Genomic DNA, 18363 nt, shown 5'->3' with positions numbered 1-18363 from the left:
CCGCGCCGTAATCGGCGTTCGTCCCGTCCGCCGCGATCCTCCGCCACCGGATGGCGAGCCGCGCCCTCTCATCGTCCTCTCACCCGGTCCGCCGCACAGTCAGGCATGTGGCGGCACGCACGTGCCATCCGATGACGTGTGGCAAGGAGACGGAATGATTCCTCGACGAGGGGGCGGGGCCTTGGCCGCGGCGCTGCTGCCGGTGGTCGCGTTGACGCTGGCGGCCTGCGGCGCGGGGGCGGGCGCGGCGGCGTCGGCGGCCGCGGGCAGCCCCGTCCAGGGCGGGACCCTCCGGTTGCTGGGCGCCGGCGACGTGGACCACCTGGACACGGCCAGCGCCTACTACACGGCCAGCACCACCCTGGAACGCGCCTTCACCCGGCAGTTGTTCACCTATCCGGCCTCGGCGAACGCCCAGCGGGCGATCACCCCGGTCGCCGACGCCGCCGCCGGGGTGCCGACGAAGGCCAACGGGGGCATCAGCGCCGACGGCAGGACGTACACCGTCCGCATCCGGCCCGGCGTGAAGTGGGACACCAGCCCGGCGCGGCAGGTCACCGCCCAGGACTTCGTCCGCGGCTTCAAGCGCCTGTGCAACCCCGTGAGCCCGGTCGGCGCGCCCAGCTACTACACCGGCACGATCGCCGGGATGAAGCAGTACTGCGACGCCTTCGCCAAGGTCCCCGGCACGGCCTCGGCGATCGCCCGCTACATCGACACCCACGACATCAGCGGCATCCGCGCCGACGGCGACATGACGCTGGTGTTCACCCTGACCCGGCCCGCCAACGACTTCCTCAACCTCCTGGCCATGCCGTTCGCGTCGGCGGCGCCGAAGGAGTACATGTCCTACGTCCCCGACGACGCCTCCTTCCGCCGGCACACGATCTCCGACGGGCCGTACCAGATCACCAAATATGCGCCCAATCGGGAGATCGACCTGGCCCGCAACCCGGCGTGGAGCCAGGCCGCGGACCCGATCAGGCACCAGTACGTCGACCAGATCCAGATCAGGGAGGGCCAGACCGACCCGGGCACGGTGCAGCAGCAGATCCAGGCGGGCACCGCGGACCTGGAATGGGACACCGTGGTCCCGACGCCGGACATCCCGAAGCTGAGGGCCGCCGAGGACCCGCGGCTGGGCGTCTACCCGGCCCTGGACAGCAACCCGTTCCTGGTGTTCAACCTGCAGAGCCCCAACAACGGCAAGGCGCTGCGGAACGTGAAGGTGCGCCGGGCCCTGGAGTACGCGATCGACAAGGTCGCCATCGGCCAGATCTACGGCGGCCCGGCGCTCAACACGCCGCTCAACCAGGTCATCCCGCCGGGGAACGTCGGCTACCAGCCGTTCGACCCCTACCCCACGCCCGGCGCCAAGGGCGAGCCGGCCACCTGTAAGACCATGCTGGCCCAGGCCGGATACCCGCACGGGCTCACCCTGGACTACGTCTACCGCAACGCCGGCAACCATCCGGCGGTCACCCAGTCCGTCCAGGCCGACCTGCAGGCCTGCGGCGTGACCGTGAAGCTCGTCCCGCAGACGGCGGCCGACTTCTACAGCAAGTACCTGTCCAGCCCGGCCGCCGCCCGGCAGGGCCTGTGGGACATCGCCGCGCCCGGCTGGGTGCCCGACTGGTACGGCAACAACGGGCGCGCCATCGTGGAACCGCTCTTCGACGGCCGCTCGTACGGCCCCAACTCCACCGACTGGGGTGACTACGACAACCCCGCGGTGAACCGCCTGATCGACCGGGCGCTCGCCGAGCAGGACTCCGCCAAGGCGGCCGCCCTCTGGCACCAGGCCGACGTGCAGATCATGAAGGACGCCCCCTTCATCCCGTTCGAGACCCAGAAGACGGCGGTCTTCCACTCCTCGCGCGTGCACGGCACGGTCTACCTGCCGACCTCGCAGAACTACGACATCACCCAGGTGTGGCTGTCATGAGCCTGCTCGAGCTGGCCGACCTGGCCGTCTCCTTCCCCTCCCCGGACGGCGCGGTGCACGCCCTCCGGGGCGTCTCCCTCACGCTCGACCCGGGCCGGACCCTCGGCGTCGTCGGGGAGTCCGGCTCCGGCAAGAGCACCGCCGCCCTGGCGATCCTCGGCCTCAACCGGGGCGCGCGGGTCTCCGGCCGCATCGGCTTCGACGGCCAGGACCTCCTCTCGCTCGGCGAGGACCGGTTGCGCGAGGTGCGCGGCTCCCAGATCGGCATGGTGTTCCAGGACCCGCTGAGCAGCCTGCACCCGTACTACACGGTCGGCCGGCAGATCGCCGAGGCCATCCGCGCGCACGAGGACGTGGGCGCGAAGGCCGCGCGGCGGCGGGCCGCGGACCTGCTCAGGCTCGTGGGCATCCCCGAGCCGGAGCGGCGCGCGGACGACTATCCGCACGAGTTCTCCGGCGGCATGCGCCAGCGCGTGATGCTCGCGATGGCCGTCGCGCTGCGGCCGAAGCTGCTGATCGCCGACGAGCCGACCACGGCTCTGGACGCCACGGTCCAGGCCCAGATCCTGGAACTGATCATGCGTCTGCAACGCGAGTACGGCATGGCCGTCCTGCTCATCACGCACGATTTGGGCGTGGTCGCCGCCGTGGCCGACGAGGTCATGGTGATGTACGCCGGGCGGGTGGTCGAGAGCGCCGACAGCCATACCGCCTTCCACCGGCCCCACCACCCGTACACGCTCGGCCTGCTCGCCTCCCTGCCCGGCCCTCGGGGGCAGCGGCTGCGCCCGATCCCCGGCCAGCCGCCCAGCCTGCTGCGGATGCCGGACGGCTGCCCGTTCCAGCCGCGCTGCGACTACGCCATGCACCAGTGCGCGGCCACGGAGCCGCCGCTGCTGACGGTCACGGGCGGTCCCGCGCACCGCTCGGCCTGCTGGCTCCCCTCCGGTGCGGTCGGCCGGGACGACGGGGCGGAGCGCATCCGCGCCCGCGCGATCGGGAGGAAGGCCTCGTGAGCGGCGCGCTGCTGGAGGTCCGCGACCTGGTCAAGCACTTCCCGCTGCGGCACGGCCACGCCGTGCGCGCGGTCGACGGCGTGAGCCTGGACGTGCGCCGGGGCGAGACGCTGGGCCTGGTGGGCGAGACCGGGTCGGGCAAGTCCACGCTGGCCCGGTGCATGACCAGGCTCCACGACGTCACCGCCGGGCACGTGGTCTTCGACGGCGACGACATCACCGGACTGCCGCGCAGGCGGTTGCGGCCGTACCGCCGCGACCTGCAGATGATCTTCCAGGACCCGTACGGCTCGCTGAACCCGCACCGCCGGGTGGGCTCCATCATCGGCGACCCGTTCGCCGTGCACGGCGTCGCCGAGGGCCGGGAGCGCAAACGGCGGGTCCAGGAGCTGATGGAGCTGGTCGGCCTCAACCCCGAGCACTACAACCGCTTCCCCGCCGAGTTCTCCGGCGGCCAGCGGCAGCGCATCGGCGTGGCCCGGGCCCTGGCCCTGCGGCCCAAGCTGATCGTGTGCGACGAGCCGGTCTCCGCGCTGGACGTCTCCATCCAGGCGCAGATCGTCAACCTGCTCGCCGACCTGCAGCGTGAGCTCGGCCTCACCTATGTGTTCATCGCCCACGACCTGTCGGTGGTCGGCCACCTGTGCGACCGCGTCGCCGTCATGTACCTGGGCAAGGTCGTCGAGATCGGGCCCACGGAGGAGGTGTACGGCCGGCCGCGCCACCCGTACACCGAGGCGCTGCTGTCCGCGCGGCCGGCGCCGGACCCCGACGTGGCGTGGCAGCCGACCCTGCTCGCGGGCGACCCGCCGTCCCCCATCGCGCCCCCGGCCGCCTGCCGCTTCCACCCCCGCTGCCCCATGGCGCAGCCGCGGTGCGCCGATGAGGAGCCGCTGCTCGAGGTCAAGCCGGGCGACACCGCGACCCGTCTGACGGCCTGCCACTTCCCCATGGGGACGCCATGAGCCTCACCGAGCTGAAACCCCTGCCTGTCGAGGAGGCGGCGCCGGTCGCCGGCCGCGGCCCGCTGGCCCTGGCCTGGCGCAGGCTGCGCCGGGACCCGGCCGCCGTCGCGTCCGCGACGGTGATCGCCGTGCTGGTCGCGGTGGCCCTGGCGGCGCCGCTGATCGCCGCGCTCACCGGGCACGGCCCCGCCGACCAGTACCGCGACACCGGACTGACGCCGGACGGCCTGCCGGTGCCGCCGAGCGGCCGCTTCTGGCTCGGCACCGACAACCTCGGCCGGGACGTGCTGGTGCGCGTGGTGTACGGCACGCGGATCTCGCTGCTCGTGGGCGTGGCCGCGACCGTGCTCGCCGTCGCCGCCGGCCTGGTCGCAGGGCTGGTGTCGGGCTACTTCGGGGGCGCCGTGGACACCGCGCTGGCCCGGTTCATGGACGTGGTGCTGTCGTTCCCGTTCCTGCTCTTCGCCATCGCCCTGGTCTCGATCGCGGGTCCCAGCCTGTCGGTATCCGTCGCGGTCATCGCGTTCTTCTCGTGGGCGGCGGTGGGGCGCATCGTGCGCGGCCAGACGCTGTCGATCCGCGAGCGGGAGTACATCGAGGCGGCCCGCTCGCTCGGCGCCTCCGACCTGCGCATCATGGCCGTGGACGTGCTGCCGAACCTGATCGCGCCCGTCATCGTCTACGGGACCCTGCTCATCCCGGTGGCGATCGTGTTCGAGGCGACGTTGTCGTTCCTCGGCCTGGGGGTGCTGCCGCCCACGCCGTCCTGGGGCAACATGCTGGCGGACTCGCTGCAGTACTACCAGGTCGCCTGGTGGTTCGCGCTCTTCCCCGGGCTCGCCCTGCTGGTCACCACGCTGGCGTTCAACCTGCTGGGCGACGCCGTACGGGACGCGCTCGCTCCCGGATCCGGACGGGGGTAGCCGTGTACCGTTTCGTCCTTCGCCGTCTCGTCTTCGCCCTCCTGGTGCTGTGGCTGGTGAGCGTGGCCGTGTTCGTGCTGTTCTTCGTGGCCCCGCACGACCCCGCGCGGATGATCGCCGGCAGGCTGGCGACCCCGGAGACCGTGGCCCTGGTGCGTCACCGGCTCGGCCTGGACCAGCCGGTGCTCGAGCAGTACCTGCACTTCCTCGGCGGTCTGCTGCACGGCGACCTGGGCTACTCCTACTACAACTCCGAGCCCGTCACCACGTTGATCGCCGAGCGGATCCCGGTGACGCTGTCGCTGACGCTCGGCGCCGCGATCATCTGGCTGCTGCTCGGCGTGGCCGCCGGGGTGATCGCGGCCCGCCGCCCGGGCACCGTCCTCGATCGCGGCATCACGGCCCTCGTGCTCGCCGGCCTGTCGACGCCGCCGTTCCTGCTCGGACTGCTGTTCCTGTACGTGCTGTTCTTCCGGCTGCACCTGGCCGGCGTGGACTGGTTCCCCGGCGGCGGCTACACGCCGCTGACGCAGGATCCGCTCGGCTGGGCGCAGCACCTCATCCTGCCCTGGCTCACGCTCGCCGTCGTGTCCGCCGCCACCTACGCCCGCCTCACCCGCACCTCGCTCCTGGAGGTCCTGGGTGAGGACTACGTGCGCACGGCGCGAGCCAAGGGCGTGACCGAGCGCCGGGTCGTCTACCGGCACGGCCTGCGCGCCGCGCTCACCCCTGTCGTGACGCAGCTCGGCATCGACGTGGGCACGCTGCTCGGCGGCGCGATCGTCACCGAGAGCGTCTTCGGGCTGCCCGGTCTCGGCCAGCTCGCCGTGCAGTCGGTCACCACGCAGGACCTTCCGGTCATCATCGGCATCGTGCTGCTGGCTGCGCTGTTCATCGTCCTGGCCAACATCGTGGTGGACGCCGGGTACGCGCTGCTCGATCCGCGGGTGCGCCTCGCGTGACCCGCCGGCGGTCGTGCAAGCGGCCCGCAAGCGTACGGAAACAGCCTTCCGAGATCGTATGGGTTCGTGAGCGCGCTCGTCCTCGACCCCAGCCTTCCCGAGGGGCACCGCCGGCTGATGGCCACCCGCCCCGACCTCCTCCCCCCGTCACCGGAGCGGCCCGCGTGGGGCGGGCGGACGTCCGGTGACGTCCTCGCCGCGCTGGCCATGTCGGCTGTGTGGGGTTTCCTCCCCCTCGTCGCCGGCCTCGCCCACCGTGACCGGCGCATGCTGCTCGCCGGGCTGCCGCTGCAGGCCGCGTCGGCCGCCGTCTGGATCCGGTACGGCTACACGACGTTCTTCCTGGGCGCCCTGACCGTGCAGGTCATGGCCTTCCTGGTGCTCCTGGCCCTGGCGGGAGAGTCCCCCGTGGCGGTGTACGGCCGCCGCCACCGCGGCAGGTACGTGACCGCCGCGATGCTGGAGCCGCTGGACGCCGCGCTGCTGGAGCGGACGGTGGAGGCCACGGCGATGGTGCTGCGCTCCAGGCTCGACCGGGACGGCCTGCTCGACGGCATCGCCAACCGGGTGATCCTGCCCCGCCAGGAGTGGGAGATCGCCGAGACCCTGGTCGAGCTGACCCGGCTGCGGCGCGAGCAGGCCGGCGCACGGTCGGGCCGCGTCACCGAGCGCATCTCCGCCATGCTCGAATCCCAGGAGGAGGCGCTCAAGGTGGCGACCCGGGCGCTCGCCCTGCGGATCTCCGCCTTGGAGGAGTACGCGCTGCGCACCGAGGTGGCCGAGGAGGTGTACGCCGAGTGGCTGACCCTGCAGGACCTCGCCGACGACAGCGACGCCTACCGCGAACTGCTCTCCAGAACCGTGCGCGACGACCTGGCCGCCGGCGAGGTCGGCGAGCTGACCGAGCGCGCCGCGCGCCTCGAGGCGTCCCTGCGCGAGAGCGTCGAACAGGCCCGGCTCGCCGGACTCACCCTGATGCCTGAGGAGGGCTGACCCGTGACGCGTACCTCCGACCGCATGCGGCGGCTCATGGAGCCGTTCCCGTCGTGGATCCCGTTCCTCGGCGCCGTCGTCATCCTCGTCGAACTCTTCGTCCTGCTCCCCGAGGCCGCCGGCGGCGGATTCGCCGCGGAGCCCCGTCCGGCGCCGAGCGTGGTCACGATCGTGACGGCCGTTCCGGTCCGTCCGTCGCCCCCCGAGCCGTCGCCCACTCCCACCCGTGCGACGCCCACCCCGTCCCCGAGCGGGCCCGAGGTCGAGAGGATCCCCGAGGGGACCGTCGTCAAGCTCCGCCGCTACCCCGGCCGGGGCTCCTCGGTGATCGGCAGGGTGACCGACCCGAAGACCGGCCTGTCGTTCGCCGAGCTGGGCTCCCCGTGGCGGCCGAGCCGCCCGATCAACGACGGCCCCATCAAGGACGGCCGCTACAACCTCCGCCAGGCGCTGGTGACCGAGACCTACGGCCCGGACGACGATCGCGAGTGGTGGGCCGACATCGACTCCCAGCACCTGTGGTCCGACCTCGACGCCGGAGACAGCCTCTACGACGCCGCCCGGGCGATGCTCGACTACAAGCAGGACGCGGGGTTCCCCGGCGGGACGAGGGGCCGTGACATCGCCTCGCAGCCGGTGCGGCGCGGTTGGCTGCTCGCCCGGATGATGGAGATGCCGCCGAGCCCGGACGGCCGCAAGGCCAGGCGGGAGTTGTCGATCGCCATCGCGGTCGACACGGGACGCCCCCGGCCCGCCGTTTTGTGGATCACCATTCCCGACACGCACCGGCGCCTGTGGCCGGACGTCGACACGCTGGTGAAGTCCCTCAAAGTCGTTCCGCGACGCTGACCATCCCCGTACGGCTACCACCACGCGGGAGGATACGGGCCCGTGATCATCGAGGTCGGCTGATCGGGATGGAGTCCGAGCCGTCGTAGCGCGCCGGCTTCGACCCGGACGCTGACCCGGCCGCGCCAGCGACCCTCGGCGTCCGGCCCGCACGCCAGGTCCACCCGGATCTCGTCGTCCCGGAGCGGCATCCAGTCGATGCCGCGCTCACGCAGTCAAGCCCGCAGCGCCGCCGTCGGCCGAAGGCAACCGGGCCGGTTCTCGTACGTCGCGATGGTGATCCACTGTGAGCTCGGCGGGTACATGGCTTCCATGATGCCGCACTCGACGCGGGTGCCGACCGCCCAGGCCCTCGCCAAGGACACCAGGTCGTCGCCGTGACCCGTGACCCGGCACGGCCTGAAACGGCTGGTCGCGGCGAGCAGCGCCGCCGTCGACCCCGCCTACCACCCGAGTGGCTCCTTCCTCTACACCCGGATCGTGGAACCGAACTTCATGCGCAAACCCGGCCGCACGCTACATGAGGACACGATCCGGATGGAGGCGCTGGTGCGGGCGAGCGACCTGGACTGCACGATTGTCCGGTCGGCGTGGTTGTTCGTCCGCGAGACCGTCGGCATCCACACCGACGAGAGCGCGCCGAACCTGATCCGGCAGATCTGGCGCGAGGGCATCAGGAAGCCGCAGAAGCAGGAGAGCCGACTGGTGGTCGCCCGCAGGGGCAGCGCCGTGCTCATCTCCACCCACACTGATGAGACCCTCCCGCAAGCTCCGCCTGGCCCACTTCCGCCGGCACGCGGCCGGCGCAGCACGGATGGCGCGACTCGTCCGCGCGCTCGACGGCGTCCGCGGCTGACCCCCGATCGAACGTTCCGCTCCCGGTCGAGCACCATTCATCAGGATGGGTGCCCGCGGACTCCGCTCTCGTCGTGGCCGCCCAGGAGGAGATCAGTTCGCGTGATGGCGGGTAGTGGAATGGTCCGAGAAGGGAGGATGCCATGCGCCACAACGGCTTGCGTACCGCGGTCCTGCTCGGCGCGCTGTCCGCCTTGATCATCGTCGTGGGATGGTGGCTGGGCGGCGGAAGGGGCGTCCAGATCGCCGTCCTCGTCGCGCTGGCGGGCAACGCCGTCGCCTACTTCTTCTCCGACAAGATCGCGCTGTCGGCGATGCGCGCGCAGCCCGTGAGCCAGTCCGACTGGCCCGAGCTGCACCGGATGGTGCGTGACCTGTCCGCCCAGGCGGGGCAGCCGATGCCGCGGCTGTACATCTCGCCGGCCGGGCAGCCGAACGCCTTCGCCACCGGCCGCAATCCGCGTCACGCCGCGGTCTGCGTCACGTACGGGATCAGCCAGTTGCTGAACGAGCGCGAACTGCGCGCGGTGATCGGCCACGAGCTGTCCCACGTCTACAACCGCGACATCCTGATCTCGTCCGTGGCGGGGGCCCTGGCCACGATGATCACCTACCTGGCGTACATGGTGGGGTTCTTCGGCGGCGGCGGGGACGATGACGACGGGCCGGGCCTCCTGGGGGCGCTGCTGCTCATGGTGCTCGGGCCGGTGGCCGCCGCGCTGATCCAGATGGCCATCTCGCGGGCGCGGGAGTACCAGGCGGACGAGTCGGGCGCGCGCCTGACCCGGGATCCGCTCGGGCTGGCGATCGCGCTGCGGAAGATAGACGCGGGCACCCGGCAGCTGCCGCTGCCGGAGAACGGGCGGCTGTCCTCGACGTCCCACCTGATGATCGCCAACCCGTTCCGCGGCGGAGGCGTCGCGCGGCTGTTCTCCACGCACCCGCCCATGGCCGACCGGATCCAGCGGCTGGAGAGCATGGCCGGTCTCGGCCACACCTCACGCTGATCGGGCGTGGGTGCGGAGGAGGTGCCGGGTGAACCAGTCGCCGGCCAGCTCGGCCACGCGCTCCAGCGCGCCCGGCTCCTCGAACAGGTGGGTGGCGCCGGGCACGATCTCCAGCCGGCTCTCGCCGTGCAGCCGCTGCTGAGCGGAGCGGTTCAGGCCGAGCACCGGCTCGTCGCGGCCGCCCACGATGAGCAGCGTGGGGGCGGTGACGTCGGCCAGGCGGTCGCCGGCCAGGTCCGGCCGTCCGCCTCTGGAGACCACGGCGGCGATGTCGGCCTCTCGGCCGGCGGCCGCCCACAGCGCCGCCGCCGCGCCCGTGCTGGCGCCGAAGTAGCCGAGGCGGGCAGTGGGCGCCTGCTCGCGGCGCAGCCAGGCGGTGGCCTGCCGGAGCCGCTCGCCGAGCAGGGCGATGTCGAAGACGTTGCGCCGGTCGGCCTCCTCGGCCGGGGTCAGCAGGTCGAACAGCAGTGTGCCCAGCCCGGCCTGGTTGAGCACGCCGGCGACGTAGCGGTTGCGCGGGCTGTGGCGGCCGCTCCCGCTGCCGTGCGCGAACACGACGATCGCGTCGGCGTCCTCGGGCAGGACCAGCGTCCCGGGCAGGCGCGCGGCGCCGGCCGGGATCTGCACCTCCTCGTCGCGGTACGGCCGATGCTCGCCGCCCTCGCCGCGGCCGGCGGCCGGCCCGTGACCCGCGTCCCCGCCGCGGCCGGTGGTCTCGGCGCGGCCGGCGCCGTCTCGGGGGTGTGGCCGGGCCTCGCCGGTCTCCGGTTGCGTCAGTTCGTCGGCGGCGCGGCGGAGCAGGTCGGCGACCTCGGCGTCGCCCACCTGGCGGAAATCGTGATACCACAGGCCGATGCCGCCCAGGTCGGCGGGCGTCTCCAGGCAGATCACCTCGTCGGCGTCGGGACGCAACCGCTCCACGGCCTCCGGCGGGCACACCGGCGCGGCCAGCACGACGCGGGCGGCGCCCTGGGCCCGGGCGACCTGGCAGGCGGCGCGGGCGGTCGATCCGGTGGCGATGCCGTCGTCCACGATGACCGCGGTCCGCCCGGCCAGCGGGATCTTCGGCCGCCCGGCGCGCACCTGCTCGGCGCGCCGCCGGAGCACCTCCCGCTCGTGCTCCTCCACCCCGTCCATGGCCTCGGGGCTCAGGCGGGCGGCCTCGACCACCGCGGGGTTGATGACGCGTACCCCGTCCTCGCCGATGGCCCCGAACCCCAGCTCCGGCTGGATCGGGACGCCCAGCTTGCGGACCAGGATGACGTCCAGGGGCGCCCCCAGCGCCCGGGCGGCCTCGAACGCGACCACGACCCCGCCCCGCGGCAGCCCGAGGACGACGACGTCCTGGTCGCCCAGCGACCGGAGCCGGGCGGCCAGGCGGCGTCCGGCGTCCTTGCGGTCGGCGAACATGCTCGATCACCTCCAGGTCAGGTGCCGACGTCGAGGTCGATGAGGGTCAGCCCGGTCTGCGGATCGTGGCGGCGGCGCAGATAGCGGGGCGACTGGGTGACGATGACCTCCAGGGTGGGCCACACCTCGCCCGCGAGCAGGTGGCCGCCGCGCGCGGCGCCGTCCGGGAACCCGACGACGACGTGGGCGTGCAGCTCCGGCCGCCGGGTGTCCTCGGCCATGGCGAAGTCGCCGATCAGAGCCAGCACCTCGGTCTGCCGATCGATCGGGATCCGCACGAAATCCCTGCTCGTGGGGTCGAAGAAGCCCAGCGTGACGCGCCGGAACCCGCCGATTCCGGTCAGCCGCGCCGCCCGGACGCCGTGCCGATCGGCCCATTCCGTCAGCTCGTCCACCACCTCGTCGCCGGGATCCAGGACGATCACGTGACTGTGCTCCTGGTTGGTGGAAAGCTGTTTGGCGCGCATAAGACCACCCCTGCCCAGAGGACCGGGGAAGCCAACATCGGCCCGGGCCTGTGCTCTCCCGGCCGCACGGCGTGACGCGCGGCGATAGGCCGGCCGCGCTCCGGGTAGTCGCCTGCGAGAGGCGTCAACCGAGGTCGGGAGGGGTCGTTGCCGGTGAGCCTGCGGGGTCCGGTGACGGTGTCATGAGCCTGCCTCCGCTGCGTGCCCTGCGGGAGCTGCGGCGGCTGGCCGAGCGGACGCCCGAGCACCGCGACCGCCACGTCGACCTGCTCCGCGCCATCGCGATCACCGCGGTGGTGGTCGGCCACTGGCTGGCGGTGCACGTGACGTACGACGGCGGCCTGCGAGGCGGCAACGTGCTGGAGCTGGTGCCGTGGACGCGCGCGCTGACCTGGCTGTTCCAGGTCATGCCGATCTTCTTCCTGGTCGGCGGGTACGCCAACGCCGCCTCGCTGGCCGCCCACCGCGAGCGCGGCGGGGACGCGCCGGCCTGGGCGTTGCGCCGTACCGACCGGCTCGTGCGCCCCACCACCGCGCTGATGGTCGTGCTGGCGGGGGCGGCGCTGCTCGCGCGGGCCGCGGGTGCCGATCCAGAGCTGGTCGGCACCGGGGTGTGGCTGGCCGGGATCCCGCTGTGGTTCCTGGTGGCGTACCTGGCCGTGGTGGTGCTCACCCCGCCGATGCACGCCCTGCACCGCCGGTACGGGCTCGCCGTGCCGATCACGCTGACCGTGCTGGTCGGCCTGGGCGATGTCGCCCGGCTGGCGTCGCCGGTCCCCGAGGTGGGAGAGGCCAACTTCCTCTTCGCCTGGCTGGCGATCCATCAGCTCGGCTTCGCCTGGCAGGACGGGCGCCTGCCCCCCCGGCCGCGGATCGGGTTGCCGCTGGCGACCGCCGGGCTGGTCGTCCTGGTGGTGCTCACCATGCCCGGGCCGTATCCGATCAGCATGGTGGGGCTGGCCGGGCAGGAGATCCAGAACACCTCCCCGCCCACGCTCGCCTTGCTGGCGCTGGCCGTGACGCAGACGGGCCTGGCCCTGGCCTGCCACGACGTGGCCTGCCGGTGGCTGCGGCGGCTGCGCCCGTGGACCGTCGTCGTGACGGTCAACTCGGTGATCATGACGCTCTTCCTGTGGCACATGACCGCCGTCGTGCTCGGCGCGCTGGCGCTGTACCCGACCGGGTTGTTGCCGGACCCGCCGCCCGTGACGCCCCTGTGGCTGCTGCTGCGGGTGCCGTGGCTCGTCGTGCTGGCCTTGGTGCTCGGCGTGCTCGTCGCGGTGTTCGGGCCCGTGGAGCGGCGCTCCGGCCCGCGTCCGGGGCCTGGGGCCGCGGTGGGCGTGGCGGCGGGCGGGCTCACGTTCCTCGGCACGGCCGGCGTGCTGGCCGGGCTGCTCGGCGTGGCGATCGCCGGGCCGGGAAACCACGGCCTCGCCGGCCTGCCCACCGCGGCCCTGATCGTTTACCTGGCCGGCGCCGGGATCCTGCGGTTCACCCGGTGGCGGTGGCGCTCGTCATGAGCGGCCGGCGGCGGCCGCGCTCAGCGTGAGCGGCCGGCGGGGCCAGGCCGGTTGCGGTGGCGCTCGGCGTGGGCGGCCGGCGGGGCCAGGCCGGTTGCCGTGGCGCTCGGCGTGGGCGGACCGGTCAGCGGCCGTAGGTGCCGACCAGCGTGCCGGAGGCCAGCACGTTGCCCTCGATCGCGCGCCGGAAGTCGGCGGCGTCGAAGCCGTCGGGCAGGCCGGTCGGAGCGGCCAGGGCGTACAGGCGGAAGAAATAGCGGTGCGGGTTGTCGCCTGGCGGCGGGTGCGGCCCGCCGTACCCCTCGGCGCCGAAGTCGTTGCGGCCGACGACGTACTCCTTCAGCTCGGCGCCCGGCTCCAGCTCGGTGATGTCCGGCCGGATGCCGGCGACCAGCCAGTGGGCGAAGGTGCCGGTCGGAGCGTCCGGGTCCTCGCACACCAGCGCCAGCTCGGCCGCCTCACCCGGCACGTCGGCCCACTGCAGCGGCGGGGAGACGTCCCCGGCCTCGTGGGAGTACTCGTACGGGATCATCGCGTGATCGTCGAACGCGGTGCTGCGTAGCATTACTCCAGCCATGCCCACCCGCTTCCCAGCGAACTCCGTCCGACACCAGGCCACCCGCCGGATCTTCGCCGTGCCCCGGCGGAATCCGCCGGGGCACCGGGCCGCCTCAGGCGTCACTCTTCGTCGGAGTCGTACACGTAGTGCCACTTGCCGCACAGATGCCTGCCGCGGTGCGAGTCGGTGTAGCAGGCGCGCACGCTCGCCCTGCCGGCCCCGAACTCCGAGAAGCGGAACCCGCGGTAGCCGCGACCGCAGTGCTTGGCCGAGTAGAACTGGGCGCCGCGGTCGTCGGGCTCGAAGTCCTCGTAGCGGATCTGCACGTATCCGCAGAGCCGCGTCGGCGAGCCCCGGTCGTAGAGTTTGCCCCCGACGACGAGCCTGCCGTTGTGGTCCATGTAGGCCGCGCCCGTGGCGTGCGCCCGCCATCCCTCGTAGTACTTCGAGTAGTAGGGGCCCCACGAGTCCGCCGAAGTTGGGGCCGTGCCCGCCGGGGCCGAGGCGGCGGACGCGGCCGGGGCGCCCGTCGCGATGACGGCGGTGGCCGCTGCGAGGCCGATCAGAGCACGAATGGCACGATGCATGTACTTCTCCTTGTGAAGTGCCGGACGACATGTGGCGGCTCACAGGGAAGTCTCGCGCCGGAACCGGCCGCGGGGCGTCAGGGTGACCACCCTGACGTTTGCGGCGGGCGTCAGGGGGTCAGGGTGCGGGATCCTGGGCGAAGACGTCGTGCAGTCGGCGCCGGTTGGTGATCCCGAGCTTGCGGTACACCCGCGCCAGGTGGGTTTCCACGGTCTTGGTAGTGATGAACAGCGTCTGGGCGATCTGGCCGTTGCTCTGCCCGTCGAGGGCCAGCATGGCGACCCGGCGTTCGGCGGGGGTCAGGGCGTCGACGCCGATGACGGCGGCCCGCCGGGGACGCAGCCCGACGGTGCGCAGCTCGGCGCGGGCCCGTTCGGCGAGTGGGCGGGCGTGCATCTGTTCGGCCAGCGCCAGGCCCTGCTGGAGCGGCTCGCGGCAGCCGGCCCGCCGGCCGGCGCGGCGGAGGGCTGCGCCCAGGTCGATGAGGGCGCGGGCGTGTTCGAGCGCCGCAGGCGTCTTCTCCAACGTGGTGACCGACTCGGCCAGCAGCTCCAGGTCGGGGCGGGGCCGGGCAACCAGTCCGGCCAGGCGTGAGGCGGCGCCGACGGCCTGCGGGACACCGATCTCGCGGGCGCGGTCGAGAGCCTGGCGGGCGAGGCGCCGGGCGCGCTCGTGGTCGCCGAGGTGGTGGGCGGCCATGGCCGCCGTCGTCCGCCACGGCAGCAGGCCGGGGTGGTCGATGTCGTACGTGTCCCGCAGCAGCCGGCCCGCCGCGCAGGCGTCCTCCAGCGCGGCCGCGCACTCGCCCCGGTCCAGGGCGAGCCGTGCCCTGACGTCGCGCATCAGCGCCGCGTCCATGGAGTCGGCCGGGCGGTGATCGCCGAGGGTGAGCGCTCGCGCGGCGGCGGCGTGGTCGCCGAGCTCGAGGTGCACCCGGGCGAGGAGCCAGCCGATCCACCCGCCCGCCGAGATCCAGCCGGCCGAGTACGGCGTCTGGGCCGCCTCCAGGTCGGCCTGCGCCGCGATCAGGGCGCCCTGGTGGAAATGGGCCAGCGCCCGGTGGTAGGCGGCGTTGGCGCAGGCGAGGACGTCCCCTTGGCGGCGGACGACGGCCATCGCGGCGTCGGCGGCGGACTCCGCCGCGGCCGGCTCTCCTGCGATGACGAGGGCGTGGACGACGAGGCCCAGCAGCGCGCCGTGATCGGTCCGGCTGACGGCGGGGTCGTCGGCCAGCGCGCGCTCGGCCACCTCGCGGACCACGGCGGGAGGATCGCCCGCCAGCGCGAGCCGGAGCGCGACGTGCGCCAGCAGCCCCGGCCTGCCGGGGTACCGCCCCTGACGGGCCTCGCGCAGGACCGGCCGCAGCCGCCGGTCGCCCCTGCGGCGCAGCGGCGGGTGGAACGTCGCGATCCGCAGGTAGCCGGCCAGCTGCTCCTCCCAGACCGGGTCGCCGGGGTCGAGCAGGTCGAGCGCCGCCTCGCGGGCGGCCCCGGCGCCGCGTACGTCGCCGCGCCCGTAGTGGATCTGGGCGAGCAGCGTCAGCGCCTCGGCGCGCACGTGGGGAGAGGCGTCATCGAGCAGCCCCAGGGCCTGGCGGACGGAGTCGTACGCGGCCAGGTCGCCCGACATCGCCTGGGCCCGGGCCAGCTCGATCAGGAGTTCGCCCAGGTGCCCGGGAGGCGGCGGCTCGGCCGCGGCGCGCCGCAGCAGCCGGGTCGCCGCGGCCGGATCCCCGCGGCGCAGCGCCAGGCCGGCGGCCTGGCGGAGCACGGCGACGACGGCGGGGTCGCCTTCGGGCTCGGTGACCAGCAGATGCCCGGCCGCCTTCTCCGCGCCTTCGCCGTCGGCCATGACCAGCCCGGCGGCCCGGCGGTGGGCTCGGGCCCTGGCGAACGCCGGCAGGTCGGCGTGCACGGCGGCGCCGACGAGCGGGTGGACGAACGCCGGCGGGCCGCCCCGCCGCACCAGGTGGGCCTCGGCCAGCGCGTCGGCGGCCCGCTCCGCCGTCACCAGGTCCAGCTCGGCGTGCGCGGCGGCGCGGCGCAGCGGGGTGCCGTCGCCCAGCACGGCCAGCGTCGCGGCCAGCCGGCGCGCCTCGGCGGACAGCCGGGCCAGACGCGCCAGCACGGTACGCAGCACCCGGCCGGGCACCAGGCCCGCGACCGCGTCCGCCCCGGGCACTCCCCCGTTCATCTCCAGCGATCTCAGCAGCTCCTTGACGAGGAAGGGATTGCCGCCGCTGGCGTGGGACACCGCGGCGGCTAGCGCGTCGCCGGAGCCGGGGAACGCCGTGTTCACGAGCCGGTGGACCGCCTCGCCCGTCAGCGCCGGAGGGGTCAGCACCCGGCCGCCGGGATGCGCCGCCAGGCGGCGCGCCGGCGGCGCGTCGTTCCCGTCGTCGCCGTCGCGCATGGTGATCACCATGGCGACGGGGAGCTCGTCGACCCGGTCGGCCAGCATGGTCAGGAACCGTAACGACGCCTCGTCCGCCCAGTGCGCGTCGTCGACGGCCAGCAGGATCGGCTCCGGCTTCGCGTCCGGCAGGTCCCGCCGGGTGAGGTTCGCGATCAGGCGGCACAGTGCCAGCGGCATGGTCTCCGCTGCCGGCCAGCCGGCGGATCCGTCGTCGTGGAACAGCGGCGCGGCGGGCGCGGCCGGGCCGCCGAGCAGCCGCTCGCGTTCCTCCGGCGCGGCGGTGAGCAGCGCCGGCGCGAGCAGGCCGATGGCGACGCCCAGCACGACCTCGCGTTCCAGCTCCCGGCCGCGGCCTTTGAGCACGCGTACGCCGGCAGCCCTCGCGTGGCCGGCCACGGCGGCCAGCAGGCTGGTCTTGCCCACGCCGGGCGGCCCCTGCACCACCAGCACGGCGCCTTCGCCGCCCCGGGCCAGGTCCACCGCGGCCCGCAACGCCGCCAGCTCGGCCTCCCGCTCAAGCAGGAGATCGCCGTCCGGCCGCGCCCTCACGTCTTCGCCCACAGCGCCCCCGTGGATCGGTGGAGTGCCACGGCCTCACACCGTACGTTGATCAGCACGCCGCGGCCAGATCCCGGCCGTCGCTTGTGGCGAGGCCGTCCTCGCGCGTTCCGCAGGCGCACCACAGCACTGCGGGGACGCCGCTCCGCTCCACGAGTTCGCATTCCACCCGCCGGCTATGGCGGCGCGCCCGTCCCGCCGCCGGGCGGGCCGATCGCCGGCAGGGCCCCTGTCCGGCGGCGTTCAGGCGGGGGCGACCGTGAGTCGTCCGGCCAGCGGGCTGACGCGGGCGCGGTGGAAGGTGTGGCGGGTGAAGGCGGCGCGGGCGGCGCGTTCGGCCCGGCCCAGGAAGAAGCGGAAGTCGTAGACCCACAGCCGGCCGTCCTCGCGCAGGACCCTGCTCAGCTCGCGCATCCCCGCCTCCGGGTCGCGCCAGTGGTGCTGGCTCATGGTGGTGATGACCAGGTCGATGCCGGCGTCGGGATGGGGCAGGGCGGCGACGTCGCCCACGGTGAAGCGTACGGTGCTGTCCTGGCCGGCCGCCTCCCGCGCGTAGGCGATCATCTGGCGGGACAGGTCGAGCCCTTCGATGTCCAGGTCGGGGCGGCGGCGGGACAGGGCGATCGGGACGCGGCCGGGACCGGTGCCCACGTCCAGGACGCGGGCCCCCGCAGGCAGGTCGGAGGTGGCGACGTCGTTCACGGCGCGCTCGTACAGGCGGCGGAAGCCGTGGTTCCGGTTCATCCGGTCGTAGAGGCGGGGGTTGTGGAACAGGCCGAACACGTGCTCGCTCATGGAACTCCCCTATAGTTGCTCCATACAACTCTCAAGGAGAGGATAGAGCGCACAGTTGCATCACACAACTCATCGGCCGGGATTCCCCGACGACGATCTGCGGCGGCTGTTCCGCACGCTCGTACGCGTCGGCCGGGTGCTCGAACCCCAGGTCCACGGCGGCGTGGCGGTCTCCTTCTCGGAGCTGTGCGCCCTGGGCGAGCTGGAGGAGGCCGGCACCCTGTCCCAGCAGGAGCTGGCGGACCGGCTCGGCCTGGAGAAGAGCACCGTCAGCCGGCTCACCGCGGGCATGGAACGCAAGGGCTGGCTGGTACGCGAGCGTGACCCGGCCAACCGCCGCTTCTACCGGCTGCTGCTGACCTCCGGCGGGCGCGCCGCCAGCGAGCAGATCGGCGGCGCCTTCCAGCAGGTTCACAGCAGCCTGTTCGAGTCGCTCACCCCGGCCGAACGCGACGCGCTCGGCCTCGGCCTCCGCGGCCTGATCCGCGCCCTGCGGGAGTACGAGAAGACCCAGCCCACGTAGCCCCCGCCGCTGT

General features: G+C 73.7%; 17 protein-coding genes. 10 read left to right on the top strand and 7 right to left on the bottom strand.

Annotation, left to right across the window (positions count from 1 at the left end; all coding sequences use genetic code 11):
- Window positions 1–154 precede the first annotated feature (154 nt).
- The 7 genes from ID574_RS45315 to ID574_RS45285 all read left to right on the top strand — a co-directional run bounded on the left by ID574_RS45315 (window position 155) and on the right by ID574_RS45285 (window position 7653).
- Window positions 155–1945, top strand: coding sequence for an ABC transporter substrate-binding protein (locus ID574_RS45315; protein WP_188195249.1), 1791 nt, complete (start codon window positions 155–157; stop codon window positions 1943–1945).
- Window positions 1942–2961, top strand: a complete 1020-nt coding sequence (locus ID574_RS45310; protein ID WP_188195248.1) for an ABC transporter ATP-binding protein — start codon at window positions 1942–1944, stop codon at window positions 2959–2961. Before ID574_RS45315 ends, ID574_RS45310 begins: the two co-directional genes overlap by 4 nt.
- Window positions 2958–3926 (top strand): ABC transporter ATP-binding protein, encoded by a 969-nt coding sequence (locus tag ID574_RS45305; protein ID WP_188195247.1) that lies wholly within the window; start codon window positions 2958–2960, stop codon window positions 3924–3926. The genes ID574_RS45310 and ID574_RS45305 overlap by 4 nt, the downstream gene beginning before the upstream one ends.
- Entirely contained in the window at window positions 3923–4849 is a 927-nt protein-coding gene (locus ID574_RS45300) for an ABC transporter permease (RefSeq protein ID WP_188195246.1), read from the top strand. Before ID574_RS45305 ends, ID574_RS45300 begins: the two co-directional genes overlap by 4 nt.
- Before the next feature lie 2 nt (window positions 4850–4851).
- Entirely contained in the window at window positions 4852–5811 is a 960-nt protein-coding gene (locus tag ID574_RS45295; protein ID WP_188195245.1) for an ABC transporter permease, read from the top strand.
- Between the two features lie 66 nt (window positions 5812–5877).
- Window positions 5878–6804 carry a hypothetical protein gene (locus tag ID574_RS45290; RefSeq protein ID WP_188195244.1) on the top strand — a complete coding sequence of 309 codons (927 nt, stop codon included), beginning with the start codon at window positions 5878–5880 and terminating at the stop codon, window positions 6802–6804.
- Between the two features lie 3 nt (window positions 6805–6807).
- Window positions 6808–7653: a hypothetical protein gene (locus ID574_RS45285; RefSeq protein WP_188195243.1), complete on the top strand. Its 846-nt coding sequence runs from the start codon at window positions 6808–6810 to the stop codon at window positions 7651–7653.
- A 467-nt stretch (window positions 7654–8120) separates the two neighbouring features.
- Here the strand turns inward: ID574_RS45285 and ID574_RS60785 are convergent, their stop codons facing one another.
- Window positions 8121–8390, bottom strand: a complete 270-nt coding sequence (locus ID574_RS60785; RefSeq protein ID WP_223167742.1) for a hypothetical protein — start codon at window positions 8388–8390, stop codon at window positions 8121–8123.
- Between the two features lie 261 nt (window positions 8391–8651).
- Between ID574_RS60785 and htpX the strand changes: the two genes are divergently transcribed.
- Window positions 8652–9515 (top strand): zinc metalloprotease HtpX, encoded by an 864-nt coding sequence (gene htpX, locus ID574_RS45275; RefSeq protein WP_188195241.1) that lies wholly within the window; start codon window positions 8652–8654, stop codon window positions 9513–9515.
- Here htpX and ID574_RS45270 read toward each other — a convergent pair.
- Entirely contained in the window at window positions 9507–10925 is a 1419-nt protein-coding gene (locus tag ID574_RS45270; protein ID WP_188195240.1) for a phosphoribosyltransferase, read from the bottom strand. The two genes, htpX and ID574_RS45270, sit on opposite strands and share 9 nt — an antisense overlap.
- Window positions 10926–10942: 17 nt before the next feature.
- Complete coding sequence (locus ID574_RS45265) at window positions 10943–11392, bottom strand: PPC domain-containing DNA-binding protein (RefSeq protein WP_188195239.1); 450 nt, start codon at window positions 11390–11392, stop codon at window positions 10943–10945.
- A 182-nt stretch (window positions 11393–11574) separates the two neighbouring features.
- Here ID574_RS45265 and ID574_RS45260 point away from each other — a divergent pair, with 182 nt between their 5' ends.
- Window positions 11575–12912 (top strand): acyltransferase family protein, encoded by a 1338-nt coding sequence (locus ID574_RS45260; RefSeq protein WP_223167741.1) that lies wholly within the window; start codon window positions 11575–11577, stop codon window positions 12910–12912.
- A gap of 124 nt (window positions 12913–13036) precedes the next feature.
- On the opposite strand, the gene ID574_RS45255 is transcribed toward ID574_RS45260, so the two are convergent.
- From ID574_RS45255 to ID574_RS45240, 4 genes are all read right to left on the bottom strand, one after another.
- The gene (locus tag ID574_RS45255) at window positions 13037–13489 is read right to left on the bottom strand and encodes a YbhB/YbcL family Raf kinase inhibitor-like protein (RefSeq protein WP_188195238.1); all 453 of its coding nucleotides are present in this window, start codon (window positions 13487–13489) and stop codon (window positions 13037–13039) included.
- A 101-nt stretch (window positions 13490–13590) separates the two neighbouring features.
- A complete protein-coding gene (locus ID574_RS45250; RefSeq protein WP_188195237.1) occupies window positions 13591–14058 on the bottom strand; it encodes a hypothetical protein in 468 nt (155 codons plus the stop codon).
- A 118-nt stretch (window positions 14059–14176) separates the two neighbouring features.
- Complete coding sequence (locus ID574_RS45245; RefSeq protein WP_188195236.1) at window positions 14177–17035, bottom strand: ATP-binding protein; 2859 nt, start codon at window positions 17033–17035, stop codon at window positions 14177–14179.
- A 240-nt stretch (window positions 17036–17275) separates the two neighbouring features.
- Window positions 17276–17827 carry a class I SAM-dependent methyltransferase gene (locus ID574_RS45240; RefSeq protein ID WP_188195235.1) on the bottom strand — a complete coding sequence of 184 codons (552 nt, stop codon included), beginning with the start codon at window positions 17825–17827 and terminating at the stop codon, window positions 17276–17278.
- Window positions 17828–17882: 55 nt separating this feature from the next.
- Here ID574_RS45240 and ID574_RS45235 point away from each other — a divergent pair, with 55 nt between their 5' ends.
- Window positions 17883–18350, top strand: coding sequence for a MarR family winged helix-turn-helix transcriptional regulator (locus ID574_RS45235; RefSeq protein WP_188195234.1), 468 nt, complete (start codon window positions 17883–17885; stop codon window positions 18348–18350).
- Window positions 18351–18363: the final 13 nt, after the last annotated feature.

Source organism: Nonomuraea sp. SYSU D8015 (genome assembly GCF_008065375.1).
Taxonomy (GTDB): domain Bacteria; phylum Actinomycetota; class Actinomycetes; order Streptosporangiales; family Streptosporangiaceae; genus Nonomuraea.
Note: the sequence above shows the minus strand (reverse complement) of the source record. Positions and strands in the feature narration are given on the sequence as shown.